Source organism: Rhodococcus sp. MEB041 (genome assembly GCF_030208955.1).
GTDB lineage: Bacteria > Actinomycetota > Actinomycetes > Mycobacteriales > Mycobacteriaceae > Rhodococcoides.
In genome coordinates this window covers 65,688-84,409 of the sequence record NZ_JARVSZ010000004.1, presented here as the reverse complement: position 1 = coordinate 84,409, position 18,722 = coordinate 65,688, and the positions used below count along the sequence as shown (strand labels likewise).

21 protein-coding genes and 1 tRNA gene are annotated in these 18,722 nt (G+C 69.4%); 8 read left to right on the top strand and 14 right to left on the bottom strand.

What is annotated here, in order from left to right; all coding sequences use genetic code 11:
• Positions 1 to 28: 28 nt before the first annotated feature.
• From QRN16_RS12365 to nth, 4 genes are read right to left on the bottom strand one after another with little or no spacing between them, the layout of a single operon-like run.
• Entirely contained in the window at positions 29 to 1,219 is a 1,191-nt protein-coding gene (locus QRN16_RS12365; protein ID WP_027506693.1) for a MarP family serine protease, read from the bottom strand.
• Entirely contained in the window at positions 1,216 to 1,911 is a 696-nt protein-coding gene (locus tag QRN16_RS12360; RefSeq protein ID WP_222638942.1) for an NUDIX hydrolase, read from the bottom strand. Before QRN16_RS12360 ends, QRN16_RS12365 begins: the two co-directional genes overlap by 4 nt.
• On the bottom strand, positions 1,908 to 2,573 hold the full coding sequence (locus tag QRN16_RS12355) for a TlpA family protein disulfide reductase (RefSeq protein WP_056443364.1): 666 nt from the start codon (positions 2,571 to 2,573) through the stop codon (positions 1,908 to 1,910). Before QRN16_RS12355 ends, QRN16_RS12360 begins: the two co-directional genes overlap by 4 nt.
• On the bottom strand, positions 2,570 to 3,256 hold the full coding sequence (nth, locus tag QRN16_RS12350) for an endonuclease III (RefSeq protein WP_081821412.1): 687 nt from the start codon (positions 3,254 to 3,256) through the stop codon (positions 2,570 to 2,572). Before nth ends, QRN16_RS12355 begins: the two co-directional genes overlap by 4 nt.
• A gap of 184 nt (positions 3,257 to 3,440) precedes the next feature.
• Here nth and QRN16_RS12345 point away from each other — a divergent pair, with 184 nt between their 5' ends.
• Together QRN16_RS12345 and QRN16_RS12340 are read left to right on the top strand one after the other, a co-directional pair.
• Positions 3,441 to 3,713, top strand: coding sequence for a hypothetical protein (locus QRN16_RS12345; RefSeq protein ID WP_027506689.1), 273 nt, complete (start codon positions 3,441 to 3,443; stop codon positions 3,711 to 3,713).
• Positions 3,714 to 3,863: 150 nt separating this feature from the next.
• On the top strand, positions 3,864 to 4,538 hold the full coding sequence (locus QRN16_RS12340; RefSeq protein WP_027506688.1) for a Crp/Fnr family transcriptional regulator: 675 nt from the start codon (positions 3,864 to 3,866) through the stop codon (positions 4,536 to 4,538).
• Here QRN16_RS12340 and QRN16_RS12335 read toward each other — a convergent pair.
• Positions 4,535 to 5,335, bottom strand: coding sequence for an MBL fold metallo-hydrolase (locus QRN16_RS12335; protein ID WP_056443358.1), 801 nt, complete (start codon positions 5,333 to 5,335; stop codon positions 4,535 to 4,537). The genes QRN16_RS12340 and QRN16_RS12335 overlap by 4 nt on opposite strands.
• 62 nt (positions 5,336 to 5,397) lie before the next feature.
• Here QRN16_RS12335 and QRN16_RS12330 point away from each other — a divergent pair, with 62 nt between their 5' ends.
• The gene (locus tag QRN16_RS12330; RefSeq protein ID WP_285187079.1) at positions 5,398 to 6,282 is read left to right on the top strand and encodes a Gfo/Idh/MocA family protein; all 885 of its coding nucleotides are present in this window, start codon (positions 5,398 to 5,400) and stop codon (positions 6,280 to 6,282) included.
• A gap of 10 nt (positions 6,283 to 6,292) precedes the next feature.
• Here QRN16_RS12330 and QRN16_RS12325 read toward each other — a convergent pair whose 3' ends face one another.
• Both QRN16_RS12325 and sp36 read right to left on the bottom strand, forming a co-directional pair.
• Positions 6,293 to 6,748, bottom strand: a complete 456-nt coding sequence (locus QRN16_RS12325; RefSeq protein ID WP_285187077.1) for a RidA family protein — start codon at positions 6,746 to 6,748, stop codon at positions 6,293 to 6,295.
• Positions 6,749 to 6,755: 7 nt separating this feature from the next.
• Positions 6,756 to 6,920 carry a Sp36 family protein gene (gene sp36, locus QRN16_RS12320; protein ID WP_197027831.1) on the bottom strand — a complete coding sequence of 55 codons (165 nt, stop codon included), beginning with the start codon at positions 6,918 to 6,920 and terminating at the stop codon, positions 6,756 to 6,758.
• Positions 6,921 to 6,961: 41 nt separating this feature from the next.
• Between sp36 and bagA the strand changes: the two genes are divergently transcribed.
• Together bagA and bagB are read left to right on the top strand one after the other, a co-directional pair.
• Positions 6,962 to 8,008, top strand: coding sequence for an ATPase BagA (gene bagA / locus QRN16_RS12315; RefSeq protein ID WP_307109624.1), 1,047 nt, complete (start codon positions 6,962 to 6,964; stop codon positions 8,006 to 8,008).
• Entirely contained in the window at positions 8,005 to 9,129 is a 1,125-nt protein-coding gene (gene bagB / locus QRN16_RS12310) for an ATPase BagB (protein ID WP_285187074.1), read from the top strand. The genes bagA and bagB overlap by 4 nt, the downstream gene beginning before the upstream one ends.
• 10 nt (positions 9,130 to 9,139) lie before the next feature.
• On the opposite strand, the gene QRN16_RS12305 is transcribed toward bagB, so the two are convergent.
• The 3 genes from QRN16_RS12305 to QRN16_RS12295 all read right to left on the bottom strand — a co-directional run bounded on the left by QRN16_RS12305 (position 9,140) and on the right by QRN16_RS12295 (position 11,376).
• Positions 9,140 to 9,799, bottom strand: a complete 660-nt coding sequence (locus tag QRN16_RS12305) for a chymotrypsin family serine protease (RefSeq protein ID WP_222647564.1) — start codon at positions 9,797 to 9,799, stop codon at positions 9,140 to 9,142.
• 8 nt (positions 9,800 to 9,807) lie between these two features.
• Complete coding sequence (locus QRN16_RS12300; protein WP_285187072.1) at positions 9,808 to 10,476, bottom strand: DUF8020 domain-containing protein; 669 nt, start codon at positions 10,474 to 10,476, stop codon at positions 9,808 to 9,810.
• Positions 10,477 to 11,052: 576 nt separating this feature from the next.
• A complete protein-coding gene (locus QRN16_RS12295) occupies positions 11,053 to 11,376 on the bottom strand; it encodes a WhiB family transcriptional regulator (protein WP_027506681.1) in 324 nt (107 codons plus the stop codon).
• Between the two features lie 285 nt (positions 11,377 to 11,661).
• Between QRN16_RS12295 and QRN16_RS12290 the strand changes: the two genes are divergently transcribed.
• Positions 11,662 to 14,031, top strand: a complete 2,370-nt coding sequence (locus tag QRN16_RS12290; protein WP_027506680.1) for a penicillin-binding protein — start codon at positions 11,662 to 11,664, stop codon at positions 14,029 to 14,031.
• A 30-nt stretch (positions 14,032 to 14,061) separates the two neighbouring features.
• Here the strand turns inward: QRN16_RS12290 and QRN16_RS12285 are convergent, their stop codons facing one another.
• Complete coding sequence (locus QRN16_RS12285) at positions 14,062 to 14,535, bottom strand: GatB/YqeY domain-containing protein (RefSeq protein WP_027506679.1); 474 nt, start codon at positions 14,533 to 14,535, stop codon at positions 14,062 to 14,064.
• Positions 14,536 to 14,610: 75 nt separating this feature from the next.
• Here QRN16_RS12285 and QRN16_RS12280 point away from each other — a divergent pair, with 75 nt between their 5' ends.
• Entirely contained in the window at positions 14,611 to 15,576 is a 966-nt protein-coding gene (locus QRN16_RS12280) for a metallophosphoesterase (RefSeq protein WP_222650819.1), read from the top strand.
• Between the two features lie 36 nt (positions 15,577 to 15,612).
• Positions 15,613 to 15,686, top strand: a tRNA-Pro gene (locus tag QRN16_RS12275).
• Between the two features lie 69 nt (positions 15,687 to 15,755).
• On the opposite strand, the gene QRN16_RS12270 is transcribed toward QRN16_RS12275, so the two are convergent.
• The 3 genes from QRN16_RS12270 to QRN16_RS12260 form a co-directional block, all read right to left on the bottom strand.
• Positions 15,756 to 16,121 (bottom strand): DUF1330 domain-containing protein, encoded by a 366-nt coding sequence (locus QRN16_RS12270; protein ID WP_056443341.1) that lies wholly within the window; start codon positions 16,119 to 16,121, stop codon positions 15,756 to 15,758.
• A 48-nt stretch (positions 16,122 to 16,169) separates the two neighbouring features.
• Positions 16,170 to 17,636: a mannitol dehydrogenase family protein gene (locus QRN16_RS12265; protein ID WP_285187064.1), complete on the bottom strand. Its 1,467-nt coding sequence runs from the start codon at positions 17,634 to 17,636 to the stop codon at positions 16,170 to 16,172.
• Between the two features lie 107 nt (positions 17,637 to 17,743).
• Positions 17,744 to 18,712 carry an ABC transporter substrate-binding protein gene (locus QRN16_RS12260; protein WP_285187062.1) on the bottom strand — a complete coding sequence of 323 codons (969 nt, stop codon included), beginning with the start codon at positions 18,710 to 18,712 and terminating at the stop codon, positions 17,744 to 17,746.
• Between the last annotated feature and the right edge of the window lie 10 nt (positions 18,713 to 18,722).

Here is an 18,722-nt window from a genome sequence, read left to right as displayed (position 1 = left end):
GCTCCTCGGCGTGACAGCCGATGCATCCTTACCCGACGCAGGATCCCGTACCGGCAGGTTGCCCGTTCTGCAGCCCCGTTGCCACCTCGTCGGCGACTTCTGCTGCGGTCAACACGAATCCGGTATCGGAGTTGTCGACGGCGGCGCCGAAGACGACGCCGAGAACCGTGCCGTCGGTGGCCACCAACGGTCCGCCGGAATTGCCCTGACGGATCGATCCGCGCACGGTGTAGACCTCCCGGTCCACCGTCCCGGTGCGGTAGATGTTCGGCCCGGTGAGGTTCAGTGTCTCGCGCACCCGCGCGGACGATGCCGTGTACGGGCCACCGCCGGGATACCCGAGCACCACCGCGTCGGTTCCCGATTCCGCGCGCCCCGTCGCGAACGGCAGGACGTCGGCGGTCAGATCCGGCACGTTCAGTACCGCGATGTCGACGGCGGGATCGAACAGGACGACCTCCGCGTCGAGCGGGCCGTCCACGGTGTCGACGGCCACCGACGAGGTGCCGGCGACGACGTGCGCGTTGGTGATGACACGGCCCGGCCCGATGACGAAACCGGAGCCCTCGAGCGCCTTCTGGCAGCTCTCGGCGATACCGCGGATCCGCAGCACGCTGTCCTGGAGGTCCGCCGCGATCGGCGACGCCAGCACGCTGGGATCCGGCGGACCGACCTCGGCCACGGGAGTGCGGCCGAAGGGGCCGATGACGTCGGGGAGACCCGACGTGTCGAGCAGAGCCGAGAACTCGTTGGGGATCTCGCGGACCCACTCGGGCGCCACATCGTCCACGGCGCCGAGGATCGACGATCCGCGCACGGCCGCGGCGATCTGCGGTTGCGACGCCGCGGTGAGCGGGACGGCCAGCAACCAGGCCGCGACGAGCACGGCCACCGCCTGCAGACCGGCACCGATGACGCTGTCCACCGAGCGCGCCGCCGGGCTGTGGATCCCGCTGCGCAACGCTCGTCCCAACACCATGCCCGCGATCTCGCCGACGATCACCATGACGACGATGAGGGCGACGCCGACGAGCACGCGCATCCGCCCTTCCTCGACGTGGTCGAGGACGCGCGGTGCGAGCAGGATGCCGGCGACGGCACCGAGGACGACACCGAAGAAGGCGAAGGCGGACGCGACCGCGCCCTGCCGCCACCCCGACGACGCGGCGAGCAACGCCACCAGTGCCACACCGATGTCGAGCCAGGTCGATCCCGTCACGGGTGCAACTCCTCACCGACGGCGGCGAGCGACGTCTCGAGGTCCCGGACGTCCTCGGTGTCCCAGGGGGCACCCCAGCCCGCCGTCTCGAGGACGCCGGACAGCACTCCGGCCGTGAAACCCCACACGAGCATTCCTCCCACTGCGAACGCCGGGCCCCGATAACCGAGGGGGTGGCGCACCACGAATCTGTTGACCGGATCGAGAAGATCGGTGAGCGGCACGGCGACGACACGCTCCGTCTCGGCGGTGTCCACGACGGACACCTCGCTCGGGACGCGCCAGTACGCGATCACCGGTGTCACCTCGAAGCCCGACGGGGGCACGAAGATGGAGTCGAGCACCGTGAGCGGCTCCACGCCGTCCGGGTCCACCCCGGTCTCCTCCTGCGCCTCCCGCAGAGCGGTGCCGACGGGTCCGTCGTCGCCGGGATCGGCTGCGCCGCCGGGAAAGGCGACCTGACCGCGATGTTGCCGCAGCGAGGACGCGCGTTGGGTCAGGAGCACCGTGGCGTCGGTGGGCAACTCCGCCGCGTCGGGCCGCCCGCCGAAGAGCACCAGCACCGCGGCCGGTCTGCCCGTCGCCCCGTCCGGTGCGTGGCGGGCGATCACCGGGTTGCTCGCGTCGTCGCGCACGGTGTGCACGGCGGCCAGACGGGACAGCCACGGCGGCGTGCCCGCGTGATCCGTCACGCCGAGACTCCGAGGTGGGTGCGCACGGCGTCCGCGATCTCGTCGACGGAGCGGAACGGCTGCGGGAGAACCGCGGCGACGGATCCGTCGGCGGCGAGCAGCACGCTGACGGGCAACACGGCCGGAGCTCCGACGGCAGCGGCGACGGCAGCGGACGGATCCTGCACGCCGGGTAGTCGGACGCCGTAGTCGGCCAGTCGGGTCAGGGCGTTGCCCTGGCGGGGATCCTCGTGCACCGTCACCACGGTAACGGCACCGCCCGCACGCTCGGCGTACTGCTGCAGATACGGCAGTTCCTCCGCGCACGGGCCGCACCAGTAGGCCCACAGGTTGAGCAGAGTCGGTGTGCCGGCGACGGCCGCACCGAGATCGACCGGCGCTCCGTCGGCCAGGCAGGTGGTGCGCAGACCCGCCAGTGGGCCGGCGGGCGCCGGGGCGCCGGCCGCCGGCACGGGGCACGCGGCGAGCGCGGCCTCGGTGCGCAAGGGGGCCAGCTCCGTGTCCGTCGCGTCGTCGGTGGGCGCCGCGCCGAAAGTGTCGCGGTAGTCGGCGAAGCTCGCCGGTCCCGTCGGATCGTCCCCGCGCGGCCAGATGGCGACGATGAGGGCGACGACCACCACGAGCGCGGCCAGGCTCCACCTCGCCGCGGACGACCTGCTCACGTCTCGATGCCGGCCAGGGCGAGGATGTGGTCCGTCTCCGGCCCCTTCACCAATGCCGCGGCCTTGACGGGGTCGGTCGGCCCCAGCCCGTACGACGGGCAGTCCTTCGCCAGCAGGCAGACACCGCACGCCGGCGTCCGCGAATGGCACACGCGGCGGCCGTGGAAGATCACGCGGTGGGACAGGATCGTCCACTCCTTGCGCGGGATCAGCGCACCGATGGCGTGCTCGACCTTGACCGGATCCTCCTCCTCGGTCCAGGCCCAGCGGCGGACGAGTCGGCCGAAGTGGGTGTCGACGGTGATGCCGGGAATGTCGAACGCATTGCCGAGGACCACGTTGGCCGTCTTGCGCCCGATACCGGGCAGCGTCACCAGCTCCTTCAGCGAGGCGGGAACCTCACCGTCGTACCGCTCGAGGAGCTCGCGGCCCAGCCCGATGAGGGAGTTGGCCTTGTTGCGGTAGAAGCCGGTGGACCGGATGTACTCCTCGAGCTCCGTCCGGTCGGCCTCCGCGTAGTCGCGCGCCGACCGGTACTTCGCGAAGAGTGCAGGCGTGGTCTCGTTGACCCTCTTGTCGGTGCACTGCGCGGAGAGGATGGTGGCCACCGCGAGCTCGAGCGGGGTGGTGAAGTCCAACTCGCAGTAGACGTGCGGAAAGACCACGCCGAGGTCGCGATTCATCCGGCGTGCCCGGCGCGTGAGCGCGAGGGCGGACTCGTCTCGTTTGCCCACGTGAGAGGGACCGGCGGCTGATTTCTGCACGCCACGACTCTACGGAACGCCCCCGACAGCACGCTCCGGTCGTGTCCGCACCGGTGACCCCGCCGTGTTCTTTTCGAGACGTCGACAGTGTTTACTCCTCGGTATGCAAGCACTCGCTGTGGTTCTGTTCCCGGTCTTGCTGATGCTGTTCGCACTCGCCATGGAGCGCTTCGAGGCGCGGCTGAACCGCGCAGGAGTCCGCGAGCAGGAGGTTCAGGAATTCCTGGACGCCGCCAGTTCCGCCGAGGTCGCCACCCTGGCCGCGGAAGGCTTCCCGAACGCCCTCGCACGGTTCCGCACCCGACGTCGCCGCGGTGGCGACGTCATGGAGGAGGACGTCGCTCTTCTCGACGACAGGGCACGCCGCGCCAGCTGAGCACCCGCCGACACGGCCCCCGGTCCGACGCCGACGCGTCGAGGGTGGCTGTGATCACTCCTGTGGCCGCCCGGCGACGTAGACTCCGACCGGACACATGAAGACGACACATTCGTAGATCTGCCGATCTTTCAGGGCAAGGGAGTACACGTGGACGAGGTACTGGCACGAGCCGGCATCTTCCAGGGGGTCGAGCCGTCTGCGGTGTCGGCGCTGACCAAGCAGCTGCAACCGGTCGATTTCCCGCGTGGCCACGTGGTCTTCAACGAGGGTGAGCCCGGCGATCGGCTGTACATCATCGTCAGCGGCAAGGTGAAGCTCGGCCGCCGCTCCCCCGACGGTCGCGAGAACCTCCTGACCATCATGGGTCCGTCCGACATGTTCGGTGAGCTCTCGATCTTCGATCCCGGCCCCCGCACCTCCACCGCCACCACGGTCACCGAGGTGCGCGCGGTGAGCATGGATCGCGACGCCCTGAAGGCCTGGATCGATCAGCGCCCCGAGATCGCCGAGCAGCTGCTCCGGGTGCTCGCCCGCCGGTTGCGTCGTACCAACAACAGCCTGGCCGACCTCATCTTCACCGATGTTCCCGGCCGCGTCGCCAAGGCACTGCTGCAGCTCGCACAGCGTTTCGGCACCCAGGAGGCCGGCTCGCTGCGCGTCGTCCACGACCTCACGCAGGAGGAGATCGCTCAGCTCGTCGGCGCCTCTCGCGAGACCGTGAACAAGGCGCTCGCCGACTTCGCGCACCGCGGCTGGCTCCGCCTCGAGGGCAAGAGCGTGCTCATCTCCGACTCCGAGCGACTCGCCCGGCGCGCACGCTAACCGCGCAGATACGTCAGCTGGGCCTTGACCGACATCCGCGCCGCGGGCCACAGCTTCTTGTCGACGTCCGCGTAGACGTGACGCACCACCTTCAGAGGGGTGGCGTCGGGTCCGAGGACGTCGAGCGCTGCCCGCACCTGGTCGAGTCTCTGTTCGCGATGGGCCCGGTAGGCGCGGGCGAGCACCGCGGTGTCGGGCTGGTCCGGCCCGTGGCCGGGCAGCGCGACGCGTCCCTCACCGAGTTGCTCCAGTCGGTCGAGTGAGGCCAGGTAGTCACCGAGATCCCCGTCCTTCCCGTCCAGGACGGTCGATCCGGCACCGAGGATGGTGTCCCCGGTCAGCACCGCGTCGTCGAGGACCAGGCTGACGGAATCGGCGGTGTGGCCCGGTGTCGCCGCGACGGTGAGTTCCACCCCGGCGGCCGCGATCACCTCGCCGTCCACCAGCGGCGCGGCGTCACCTCGGAGGTACGTGGACGTGACCGCGCGCACCGGCGCGGACGTCGACCGGTGCAGTCGGGCGATACCGCCGGTGTGATCGTGATGGCGGTGGGTGATCAGGATCAGCGCGACGCGTCCCTGCGCCGCGATGCGGTCGACGTGCGACCGGGAGCGCGGGCCCGGATCGACCACGATGCACTGCTCGTGCCCCGGGGCTCGCAGAATCCACGTGTTCGTGCCGTCCAGCGTCATCTTCCCGGGGTTCTCGGCCAGGAGGACGGACGCGGTCGACGTCACGCGCCGCAGCCGTCCGTACGCGGGGTGCTTCTCCGATGCCGTGGGATCCTTCTCCGCCATGCGACCACTGTGCCAGCCGACGGAGGTTCGGTGCCGACCGGGACAGAACCTAGGCTCGCACCATGAGAATCGGTCTGATCGGTGCCGGACCCTGGGCTCGTCAGGCCGCGGCACCCGCACTCACCGCGCATCCCGACATCGAGTTCGCCGGCATCTGGGCCCGCCGTCCCGACGCCGCGGCACAGACGGCTCCCGAGGTGCCGTACGTCGACGACGTCGATGCACTGATCGACTCCGTCGACGCCGTCGCGTTCGCGGTACCCCCCGAGGTGCAGTTCGATCTCGCCCGTCGGGCGGCTGCCGCGGGTCGACATGTGTTGTTGGACAAGCCGATCGCCGGTTCTGCGGCGGATGCGGCCACTCTCGTGGCCGCGATCGACGAGGCCGGGGTCTCGTCGATGGTCACGCTGACGCGTCGCTTCGCACCCGAGACCCGAGCATTCCTCGACGCCGTGCGCGACACGGAGGTCGCGACCGTGACGGCGACCTGGCTGTCCGGCGCCCTGCTCGGCGGCGAGTACGCCGGCTCGACGTGGCGGCAGGAGGGCGGCGCCCTCATGGACGTCGGCCCGCACGTTCTCGATCTCGCGATGGAGGTGCTCGGACCGGTCGAGTCCGTGGCGTGGGCGAGGCGTGACGACGCGTCCGACACGTGGTCGCTGGCTCTGCAGCACGGGAGCACCGCCGGAGTCCGGACGAGCCTGGTGACGCTGTCCATGCGGACGCCTGTGCGCCCGTCGGTGCTGCGGGTCGGCGCGAGCGGACCGGGCGGCCTGGTCGAGTTGTCGGACCGCACCACGCCACCCGACCGGTGTTACGCGGTACTGCTCGACGAGTTCCTGGAGTCCGTCCGGACCGGCACCCGCCACGAGTGCTCGGCACAACGCGGACTCGCTCTGCAGCGCGTCATCGAGCAGTGCCGGACCCTCGTGGCGAGCGGTCGGTGACGCGCACCCGTCAGGCGGGTGCGACCTCGACGATCATCTCCACCTCGACGGCTGCGCCCAGGGGCAGCTCGGCGACTCCGACAGCCGACCGAGCGTGGATACCGGCGTCGCCGAACAGCTCACCGAGCAGGTTCGACGCACCGTTGATCACGCCGGGCTGACCGGTGAATCCCGGTGCCGACGCGACGAATCCGACGACCTTGACGATGCGGACCACGGAGTCGATGCCGACCAGCGCGTCGATCGCGGCCAGTGCGTTCAACGCACAGACGCGGGCAGCGGCGGTCGCGTCCTCGGCCGACACCTCGGCCCCGACCTTGCCGGTGGCGGTCAGCGCGCCGTCCACCATGGGCAGCTGACCCGAGGTGAAGACGTGGTCTCCCGACCGCACCGCGGGAACATAGGACGCGACCGGCGGCACGACGGGCGGAAGGGTCAGCCCGAGCTCGGCGAGCTTCTCCGTCACACCCATCTCAGCTCTTCGGGCGCTTGAAGTAGGCGACCAGGTTCTCGCCGGTGGGGCCGGGCATGACCGTGACCAGCTCCCAGCCGTCGGCACCGAAGTTGTCGAGGATGGCCTTGGTGTTGTGGATCAGCAGGGGTGCGGTGAAGTATTCCCACGTCGTCGATGCGCTCATGGCAGGAGCCTATAGCGCACCGGGTCAGTAAGGTCGAGGACGTGTCGGAGACAGCAGGTGCGACGTCGCACCCCACCGGATCGTCCCCCCAGGCGGAGCGAGGATGGCCGCCCGAAGCGGACCGCGCTCGACTGCACTTCGTCTCGGGCAAGGGTGGGACGGGCAAGAGCACCGTCGCCGCCGCGCTCGCCCTGGCCCTCGCCGCAGGTGGGCGCAAGGTTCTGCTGGTCGAGGTCGAGGGACGCCAGGGCATCGCCCAGCTCTTCGACGTCCCCCCGCTGAGCCCGGTGGACACCAAGGTGGCCTCTGCCGACGGCGGTGGTGAGGTGTACGCGCTGGCAATCGACATCGAGACCGCGTTCCTCGAGTACCTCGACATGTTCTACAACCTCGGCTTCGCCGGCCGGGCGATGCGGCGGGTGGGAGCCATCGAGTTCGCCACCACCATCGCCCCCGGTCTGCGCGACGTGCTCCTCACCGGCAAGGTGAAGGAGCGTGCGGTCCGCACCGAGAAGAACGGTCGCCTGCTCTACGACGAGATCGTCGTCGACTCGCCGCCGACGGGGCGGATCGGGAGCTTCCTGGACGTGACGACGGCGATGCGCGACCTCGCCAAGACCGGCCCGGTGCGATCGCAGAGCGAGGGTGTGGTGAAGCTGCTCCACTCCGAGCAAACACTGGTGCACCTGGTGACGCTGCTCGAGGCGCTGCCGGTGCAGGAGACCGCCGATGCTGCTGCGGAACTCGCAGCGGCCGATCTCCGACTGGGCACCGTGGTCGTCAACCGCACCGAGGAGTCGTTCCTTCCGGCGGAGGCGCTCGCCGAGGCGGCCTCCGGGAACCTCGACGCCGCCGCGATCGAGAAGAAACTCGCCGATGCCGGAATCACGCTGTCGGAGGACGACTTCGCCGGCCTGCTGACCGAGTCCATCGAGCACGCGTCGAGGCTCGCGGCCCAGCGCGAGAGCGAACAGCGTCTCGGTGACCTCGCGGTGCCGCGCCTGACGCTCCCGGCTCTGGCCGACGGCATGGACCTCGGCGGACTGTACGAGCTCGCCCACCACCTCACGGAACAGGGAGTGCGATGAGCACCGTTCCCACTCTCGACATCGGGTCCATCCTGACCGATCCGTCGTCGCGGATCGTCGTGTGCTGCGGCTCCGGCGGTGTCGGCAAGACAACCACCGCGGCGTCGATGGCGTTGCGGGCAGCCGAGAACGGGCGCCGGGTAGTCGTGCTGACGATCGATCCCGCACGGCGCCTGGCCCAGGCTCTCGGCGTCGACGAGCTGGACAACACTCCGCAGCCGGTCGCCCTCGGGCCCGGCGCCACCGGCGAACTGCACGCGATGATGCTCAACATGCGTCGGACGTTCGACGAGATGGTGATGGAGCACTCGACGCCGGAGAAGGCCCGGCAGATCCTGAACAATTCCTTCTATCAGACTGTGGCGTCGTCCTTCTCGGGGACGCAGGAGTACATGGCGATGGAGAAGCTGGGGCAGCTCGCCGCCAGCGGTGACTGGGATCTCGTGGTCGTGGACACGCCGCCGTCGCGCAACGCGCTGGACTTCCTCGACGCCCCACAGCGTCTGGGGTCGTTCCTCGACGGTCGCATGATCAAGCTGCTGATGGCCCCGGGTCGCGGGCTGGGCCGAGTGGTCACCGGCGCCGTGGGTCTCGCGATGCGCGGCGTCTCGTCCATCGTCGGCAGCCAAATGCTCTCCGACGCTTCCGCTTTCGTGCAGTCGCTGGACTCGATGTTCGGTGGCTTCCGCGAACGTGCGCGCCACACGTACGACCTGCTGCGTCAGGACGGAACCCATTTCGTCGTCGTCGCGGCCGCGGAGCCCGACGCGCTGCGGGAGGCATCCTTCTTCGTCACCCGCCTGTCCGAGGACGGCATGCCGTTGGCCGGACTGGTGCTCAACCGCACGCACCCGACGCTGAGTTCGCTGCCGTCCGACCACGCCGTCACGGCCGCCGACCAGTTGGACGCCGAAGGCACCCCCGATGCCGCTCTGGCCGCGGGAGTGCTTCGCGTGCACGCGCATCGGGCCGTCACCGCGAAGCGCGAGATCGGACTGCTGCGTCGTTTCACCGCCGCTCACCCCCGTGTTCCCGTCGTGGGGGTGCCCTCGCTGCCGTTCGAGGTGTCCGATCTCGACGCACTGCGTGCCGTCGCCGATCAGCTGACCGGCACCGCCTGAGCCTCTGCGCTCAGGCGGTGAGCCGCAGGCCCGCGCCGGGGCCGCCGCTCTCGTCGATCGCACGCAGGATCGACACCAGGTCGGTGACGACGGCGGGGCCGATGCAGGGTGCCACGAGGTAGGCGTTCACCATGCCGACCACGGACGTTCCCCGCACCACCGGCGCACCGGAGTCACCGGCGTTCACGCACACCTGGGCGAACACCTGCTGGGAGTTCAGGATGTCACCGTAGGAGACTCCACACGTCGCACCGGTCGTACGACCCTGCTTGCACACGGTCTCGGCCAGCCGTGCGGGATCCCCGACAGCCGTGATGGTGGTGCTGCCGACGGAGGCCACCGGGGCCACCCGCTCCGCGTCGAACTCAATGATCGCCGTGTCGTACGCGGGCAGAACCGCGACAACGGAGCCCACATCTCCTGCGGCGGAATCGCTCTCGCTCGCCACGGTGTCGCCGACCCGCCCGCAGTGACCTGCGGTGAGCCCGATGGTGCGCCCGGCGGTGTCCGCACCGATCACGGTGAGACTGCACAGGGTCTCTCGTCCGTCCTGCGTCAGGACCAGCCCGGAACCCCCGCCCAGCTCCACGCGCTCGGCGGCGGAGGCCTGAGCCCCGCCGCCGAGAACGAGCGAGCAGAGGACGGCGAGACCGACCAGAAGTACTCGCATCGGTGTGACTACTTCTTCACTGCGGGCGGCGCCTCGAGCAGCGTGACGAACTGCTGCGCATTGGCCACGGCGGAACCGAGACCACCGATGGCGGTACCGGCGAGCGATCCACCGGCGCCGAGCAGCAGGGCGCCACCGATGCATCCGGCGATCGGGCCCGCACCGAAGAGGAGCGCGACGGGAGCGGAGACGACGCCGGCCGCGGCCGCACCGAGGAGGCAGCCGCCGACGAGACCGGTTGCGGCACCGAGGAATCCACCGACCGTGGCGGTGAGCGACAGGTTGTCCTTGACGCCGGCGACCGCGGCGGGCAGGTCCACCTGGTTCAGGCCCGGAATGTCGTAGACCGGCGCGGCGGGCGCAGTGGCGTCGACCGCGAGGGTCGCGGTGTTGCCCTCGACCTGAGCGGACACGGGATGCGCCAGTCCGTCGACGGCGAGAGCCAGCGGCACCGAATCGACGACGACACCCGAGTCGTCGCGGATGACCAGGTGGTTGTTCTCGTTGCTCAGGGTTCCCGAGTCGGTGGTCACGAGCAGCCCGGTGCCCGCGGCCACGGCGTTCCAGTGCACCTCGGGAGCAGCGGCGGGTGCCGGATCGGCGTACGCGGTCGCGGAGGCGGTGCCCAGCGACACGATCGTCATCGCGGCGACAACCGCGATCTTGTTCATCTTCATGCCCGTCGAGTCCTTTTCGCAGTGGGAGCGAATCCGCGCTGATCGTCGGATACGTCAAGCGGCGAGTGCCGAGCAGGATTCAACGGTCACGGTGAGACGGTGTCAATCGACGTGCGAGACAACGGAAAGCGAACCGCGAGGGACGGGCCGACACACGGACCGGGCGCGGCCGGGGCACCGAACGCCGGGTCCGATTCGGTGCCGGGCACGACCGGCGCGGCGGCAGGCGAGCGGGCGCCCCCACGGTCCGCGTCGGCGACGGCGCAGGTCAGAGCGCGGAAAGCCTTCCCGCGCGGGCGCGGCAGCCGAGCGACCCTGCGTCACGCTTCTTCCGATACGACCGATTCCGTTGTGACGCACACAGACTCGATGGAGGTCCGATTCGTCCGCGCTGTCGCGTGTGGTCGATCGACACGGGCGGGCGTGACAGACACCCCGCGCCCCGGACGGGTCCCGACGCGTCGTCGGGCGTTCACGAAGAGTTCATGCGGTGCGACGAGAGATCTCCCACCGCGAATCGGACATCGCGGTGGGAGATCACAGGAACCGTGGCCGGTCGCCCGGCGGCGGCGTGGGTCAGACGGCCGACTGGTGGTGACGCTGGGTCTCGAAGAACTCGGCCCAGGAGTCCACCTCGGGGTGCTGCTTGATCAGGGCCCGGCGCTGACGCTCTGTCATGCCGCCCCAGACGCCGAACTCGACACGGTTGTCGAGGGCGTCCGCTCCGCACTGCATGAGCACGGGGCAGTGACGGCAGATTGTTGCGGCCTTGCGCTGCGCGGCGCCGCGGACGAACAGTTGATCGGGATCCACTCCCCGGCATCGCGCCTGCGATACCCATGCGATGCGCGCTTCGGCTTCCCCGATGTCGAGCGCTGCATTCGGCGTTCCTGTGTGCATTCGTTGACCCCTTACCGTCGGCGAACACCGTTTCCCTGGCGTTCCGGGCGTCCCACCCGCCGCCGCAGCTCACGCTGCACAGCGAACTGAGGAGCACCCCACTAACTGATGTGATTGTTATCTGAATCACATCGTGTCCATCAATGTAGGGGAAAGGCCGCGCGGGAAGCAAGGTGGGGGATCACTTTTCTGGTACGCCCGTGCGATCGGTCACATCGGAGCAGGTCAGCCGTCCACATGTCCGGTACGGGCTGTGTCCCGGAGGAGCCACGTACTCTGTTGTTCGTGCCGATCGCCAAGACTGTCGCCAAACTCGCCGGGTGCTCCGCCCTGGCCGGCGCGCTGCTCGCCGGAGTCATGTTCCCGCTCGCCGGCGGGTTCGGATTCGCGTCCAACCGCGCCGCCGACACCGTGGACAACGTCTCCGCGGAACTCGTCGAGGGAACGGTGCCCGCCGTGTCCACGATGGTGGACTCCGCGGGCAACCCCATCGCGTGGCTCTACGAGCAACGACGCTTCGAGGTGCCGAGCGACCGCATCTCCAACGAGATGAAGCTCGCCATCGTCTCCATCGAGGACCGCCGGTTCGCCGAGCACGAGGGCGTCGACTGGCAGGGCACGGTGCGCGCCTTCCTGACCAACACCACCAGCGGACAGGTGGAGCAGGGCGCGTCCACCCTCGATCAGCAGTACGTGAAGAACTACCAACTGCTCGTCGTCGCCAAGACGGACGCCGAACGCCGCGCCGCCATCGAGACCACTCCCGCGCGCAAGATCCGCGAGATCCGCATGGCGCTGACGCTGGACAAGCAGCTGACCAAGGACGAGATCCTCACGCGCTACCTCAACCTGGTGCCGTTCGGTAACTCGTCCTACGGCATCCAGGACGCGGCACAGACGTACTTCGGCATCGACGCGAGCCAGCTGAGCCTGACGCAGGCGGCGATGCTCGCGGGCATGGTGCAGTCCAGCTCCGCCCTCAACCCGTACACCAACTACGACGGCGTGATGGCGCGACGGAACACCGTTCTCGACACGATGATCCAGAACATCCCGGACCGCGCGGCGGAGATCGAGGCCGCCAAGGCCGAGCCGCTGGGCGTGCTGCCGGAGCCCAACCAGTTGCCGCGCGGCTGCATCGCCGCCGGTGATCGTGGCTTCTTCTGTGACTACGCGCTGCAGTACCTGGCCGACGCCGGCATCAGCAAGGACCAGGTGGACAAGGGCGGTTATCTGATCAAGACCACTCTCGACCCGGCCGTGCAGTCCTCCACGAGCGCCGCCCTGTCCGGGAACAGCAGCCCGGATCTCGACGGTGTCGCGACGGTCATGAACGTCATCGCGCCGGGGCAGGACTCGCACCGCATCCTCGCAATGGGGTCGTCACGGCGCTACGGCCTCAACGGCGACGCCAACGAGACCGTCCAGCCGCAGCCGTACTCCCTGGTGGGCAGCGGTGCCGGGTCGATCTTCAAGATCTTCACCACCGCCGCCGCGATGGAGAAGGGCCTCGGCACGTCCGCGGTCCTGCAGGTGCCCAACCGCGTCGAGGTCAAGGGACTCGGCGACGGCGGTGCGCGCGGGTGCCCTCCCTCGACGTACTGCGTGACCAACGCCGGCAACTACCCGCAGTCACTCTCGGTGACCGATGCGCTGGCACAGTCACCCAACACCGCCTTCGTGAAGCTGATCGAGTCGGTCGGCGTCACCCCGACGGTCGACATGGCCGTCCGCCTGGGCCTGCGCTCGTACACGCTGCCCGGCACAGCCGGCCAGGGCACCGACCAGAGCCTCGCCGACTACCAGAAGGAGGCGAATCTCGGCTCCTTCACGCTCGGACCGACCTACGTCAATCCGCTGGAACTGTCCAACGTGGCCGCGACCCTCGCGTCCGGCGGCAAGTGGTGCCCGCCCAACCCGATCGACAGCGTCTTCGATCGCAGCGGCAAGCAGATCCCCGTCACGCAGCAGGCGTGCGAGCAGGTCGTGGAGCCGGGACTGGCGAACACACTGGCCAACGCGATGAGCAAGGACGATCAGCCCGGCGGCACGTCGGCGTCCGCCGCGAGCTCGGTGGGCTGGTCGTTGCCGATGTCCGGCAAGACCGGCACCACGGAATCGCACCGGTCCTCGGGATTCCTCGGATTCACGAACCGGTACGCGGCCGCCGCCTACACCTACGGCGATTCCCCGACTCCCAGCGAGATCTGCTCGTTCCCCTTGCGCCCGTGTGGTTCGGGCAACCTGTTCGGCGGTAACGAGCCTGCACGGACCTGGTACGACGCGATGGATCCGGTGGCCACGAACTTCGGCGACGTCGGACTCCCGGCCGTCGACCAGAAGTACGTGCGCGGATCGGCCAACGGCCAGGTTCCCGACGTCACGGGCCTGACGCAGAACTCCGCGACCTCGCAGTTGCAGGCCGCAGGGTTCCGAGTGCAGGTGGCGACCACCGCGTCGTCGGAGGGTCGGGGCACCGTGGTCAGCACGTCACCCTCGGGTTCCGCCATTCCGGGATCGACGGTCACGATCTACATCAGCGACGGGTCCGTCCGGGCGGCACCGGCGGCACCCGCGCCGGGGATCCAGCTCCCGGCGTTGCCGCCCGGGGTCACCCTGCCGGCGATCCCCGGGCTGACGGCACCGCCGCGCTAGCTGCGGCAGTGCCGTGCGGCGGCGAGTGCCCTACAGCCGAGCCTTGACCGCGGCCGAGATGCGGGAGCCGTCGGCCTTGCCGGCGGCGATCGCCGTGGCGGCCTTCATGACCTGTCCCATCTGTCGCATCGCCGGGCGCTCACCGAGTTCCTCGGCCACCTGCGCGATGGCCGTGTCGGCGACGTCGGCCAGTTCGGCGTCGGTCAGCGGCGTCGGCAGGTACTCGTCGATGATCTGCGCCTCGGCACGCTCGGTGGCGGCGAGTTCACCGCGCCCGTTCTGGGTGTAGATCTCGGCGGACTCGCCGCGCTTCTTCGATTCCTTGGCCAGCACGCGCAGCACGTCCTCGTCGGTGAGCTCGTGCGCTTCCTTGCCCGACACCTTCTCGGTCTGTACCGCCGACAGCAGCATTCGCAGCGTCGCCGTCCGGAGCTTGTCCTTCGCCTTCATCGATGTCGTCAGATCCGCCCGCAGGCGCTTTTCCATGTCACAGTTCTCGGCCATGTCGGAAACGGTACTGTCGACGAGGTGTCCGGTACATCAGCGTTCCCCCGTCGCTCGGCGCACTCGCTTCCGAGTCTGCAGTCGGCCGCGCGTTCTCTCGCCACTCCCGGAGGGATCGCGGCTCTCGCCGCGGGATCGGCGGCGGTGGGGTTGACCTACGCCACGGCCATCGAGCGGAACGCCTTCGCGCTGCGGGAGACCACCATGCCGGTGCTCGCCCCGGGGTCGTCGACGCTGCGTGTCCTGCACATCAGCGACCTGCACATGATGCCGGACCAGAAACTCAAGCAGAACTGGGTGCGTGAGCTCGATCGGCTCGAACCCGATCTCGTCGTGAACACCGGCGACAACCTGTCCCACCAGCGGTCGGTGCCGGCCGTGGTGCAGTCGCTCGGGTCGCTCCTCGGTCGGCCAGGGCTGTTCGTGTTCGGCTCGAACGACTACTTCGCGCCCGTGCCCAAGAACCCCCTGAAGTACTTCTCGAAGAATCACAAGAAGGTGTTCGGGAACCCGCTGCCGTGGCAGGACCTGCGGGCGGCCTTCACCGAGCGCGGGTGGATGGACGTCACCCACGTCCGCCGCGAGCTCGAGGTGTCCGGCGTCCGGATCGCGACGGCCGGGGTGGACGATCCGCACCTGAAGCGTGATCGCTACGACACCATCGCCGGCGCGCCGAACTCCATCGCCGACGTGAGCATCGGCATCACCCACTCTCCCGAACCGCGCGTGCTCGATCGCTTCGCGGCGGACGGATACGACCTGGTGCTCGCGGGACACACCCACGGCGGCCAACTGTGCCTCCCGTTCTACGGCGCACTGGTGACCAACTGCGAGCTCGACCGCTCTCGCGTCAAGGGACCCTCGCGCTGGGGTGCCCACACCCGACTGCACGTCTCGGCCGGACTCGGGACGTCGCCGTATGCGCCGTACCGCTTCTGCTGCCGTCCCGAGGCCACCCTGATCACCCTCGTTCCGGCGAAGCGTCCGCCCAGGACCTCACCCGAACAGGGCGTTTCGCGTTCCGAAGCCATGGTGCGATAGAGTTGCAGAGCTGCCCTGACGGGGAGTGAACGGCCACGGGGTGTGGCGCAGCTTGGTAGCGCGCTTCGTTCGGGACGAAGAGGTCGTGGGTTCGAATCCCGCCACCCCGACTCGTGGTTGAGACACGAAGGAAGGCCCTGCACCGGGATGCCGGTACAGGGCCTTCCGTCATGTCGGGGTCAGGGCCAGGGGACAGTGGCCTGCAGAACCGCTTCCTGCAGCGCAGTCGTGCGGAGCTCCGTCACCTTCTGATACTCCGGATCGGCCACCATCTCGCTGAATGCCGTTCGCGAGGGATAGCGGACGAGAAGCACCGCGTCCCAGCTCTGTCCGGTCTCCGCGACGAGCGTTGTCGAGCCGTCGCCCGCGAACAGGACCTCGCCCCCGTGGCGGGGGAGGAAGGTCTCGTCGAGCTCCCGCGCGTAGTCCGCGTACGAGTCCCGACCACCCTCCGCGAAGCGGAGGAGGTTGAGCATCACCACCGGTCCCCCGGGATCGTCTTCCAGGAAACGCTTCAGGTCTCTTCCACGAGGATCGATGGCCATGTCTCCAGTATGAGAGACACTCGCCGTCGGAACAGCCGAATCCCGGCGTCATACCGGTGATGCCACGAGCAGCCGGACCGTCCCGATCGGTCCGTCGTCCTGCAGCCGACGCTTCGCGCGCTGGTACGCCACGCGCAGTCGCACGCTCGTCGTCAGGTCCCCGAAGACGTCGGGTTGGGCCAGGAACGCACCGGGGCTGTCGTGGTCGGCCCGCGCCAGTGCGCGGAGCTGATCCGCCGCCCGGTCGGGCAACGCCACTCCCCCTTCGATGCATGCGCACCACGCCGCGAGCATCAGGGCCGCGTGATCGATCGACCGGTCGTCGCGCAGTCTGTCCCGCACGACGGGCAGGACGAACTTCGGGATGCGCGACGTCGCGTCGACCACCTGACGCGCCACCGTGTCCTGCACGGCCGGGCTGCCGAAGCGTGCGAGCAGATCGTCGATGTACGTGTCGAGGTCCACGCCGGGAACGAGTCCCACGGTGGGCGCCGCCTCGTGGCGCATGTACGAGGCCACGAAGGCCCCGAGGTCGGGGTCGGCCATCACCTCGTGCACGAACGTCTTCCCGGCCAGCACACCGAGGTACCCGAGCATCTGATGGGAGGCGTTGAGGAGTCGGAGCTTCATCCGCTCGAACGGCACGACGTCCGTGACCACCTGGACGCCCACGTCCTCGAACGGTGGCCGCCCGTCGGAGAAGTCGTCCTCGAGAGCCCACTGCGCGAACGATTCGGACCGCACCGGCCAGGCGTCGTCGATGCCCGTCCGGCGGCGCACCGAGTCGATCACGGCCGGCGACGTCGCAGGGGTGATCCGGTCCACCATGGAGTTCGGGAACGCGACGGAGTCGTCGATCCAGTCGGCGAGCGCGCCGTCGTGGTGACGGGCGAACGACACCAGCGCGGCACGGGCCACGGCACCGTTTCCGACGATGTTGTCGCACGACATGACGGTGAACGGCGCGGTGCCCTCGTCGCGGCGACGGCGGAGTGCCACCGTGAGGAACCCGAGGACGCTGACCGGCGCGTCGAGAGACATCAGGTCGTGGCGCGTGGCGTCGTCCCGGGGATCGAAGGCACCGGTCGCGTCGTCGATGCCGTAGCCCGACTCGGTGATGGTGAGCGAGACGATGTGCGTGGTGGGTGCCGCGAGCGTCGCGACGACGAGATCCGGGTCGTCCGGCGCGTAGAGGTAGCGGGCGATGGACCCCACGATGCGGGTGTCCTTCGCGCCGTCCGGATGCACCGTGCTGAGGGTGTAGAGCTGGTCCTGGGCAGCGGCGGTGTCACGCGCCGCCGCGTCGGCGGGCATGACACCGACACCGCAGATCGCCCAGCCGAGGTGCCCCGCGGCGAGCAACCGGTCGACGTACATCGCCTCGTGCGCTCGATGGAAGGCGCCGACACCGATGTGGACGATGCCGCACACCAGGGTCGAGCCGTCCACTCGATGACGCGGAACCGTCACGCCCGCAGGCGGTGCGGTGAGGGCGTCCTGGATCGAGATGGTCACGGCAGCGGTGCCTTTCGAGTGGTACGACGTGGAACGCGGTGGCGCTCCCGTTCACCGGGATCGAGCCGGTGAGACAGAAGAGCGCCACCGCAGCTGGGGACGGCCGGTCAGCAGGCCGACTTGTACACGTACTGCGCGCCGTCGCCGTCGATCGTGTCCGCGGTGATGACGTGGAATCCGGTGGAGATGTCCTTCTCGGTGGGCTTGTCCTCGAGCGAGGCGACGGCCTGCTCGACGCCGTCGGTGCCGATGGTGGCCGGCTGCTGGGCGATGAGCGCCTGGACCGTTCCCTCGCGGAGCTGCTTCACCTGGGCGGGGCCGGCGTCGAAGCCGACGATCTTGACCTGCTCCTGCTTCCCGGTCTGGCGGACGCCGGTCGCGGTGCCCTCCGCGGCGAAGGTGTTGGTGGCGAAGACACCGACGATGTCGGGATCCTTGGCGATGGCGGCGGAGATCAGACGAGCGGCCTCGGCCGGATCGTTGTGGCTGTACTGCACTCCGAGGTACTGGAAGGCCGAGTTGCCCGCGGCCGCGTCCTCGAATCCCTTGACGCGGGCGTCGGTGATGGAGACGCCGGGGTCGGTGGAGATGACGATGACCTTGCCGCCGTTCGGGTTCAACCCCTCGATCGCGTTGAACGCCTCGGCGCCGCCGCCCTCGTTGTCCGACGAGATGGCCGACACGGCCTTCGACGGATCCTCGAGCGTCGTGTCGACGAGGACGACCTTGATTCCGGCCTGCGCGGCGGCGTCGAGCGGTGCCTGCATCGCGGACACGTCGGTGGGGGCGATGAGAATCGCGGCGGGACGAGAGGCGACGACCGAATCGACGATCGGCTTCTGCAGGGTCGGGTCGAACTTGGCGGGACCCTGGACGTCGACCGCGTAACCGGCGGCCTGAGCGGCGTCCTGGATGCCGCACTGCATGCTGATGTAGAACTCGTCGCCGCTGACGCCCTGGATGAACGCGAGCTTCTTCTCACCGCCGCCCGAGTCGGACGAACAGCCGGCGAGCACGAAGGTGGAGAGTGACGCGGCTGCCAGCGCAGCGGCGGCGACGGTCCGGGATGTACGCATGGGTGAGTGA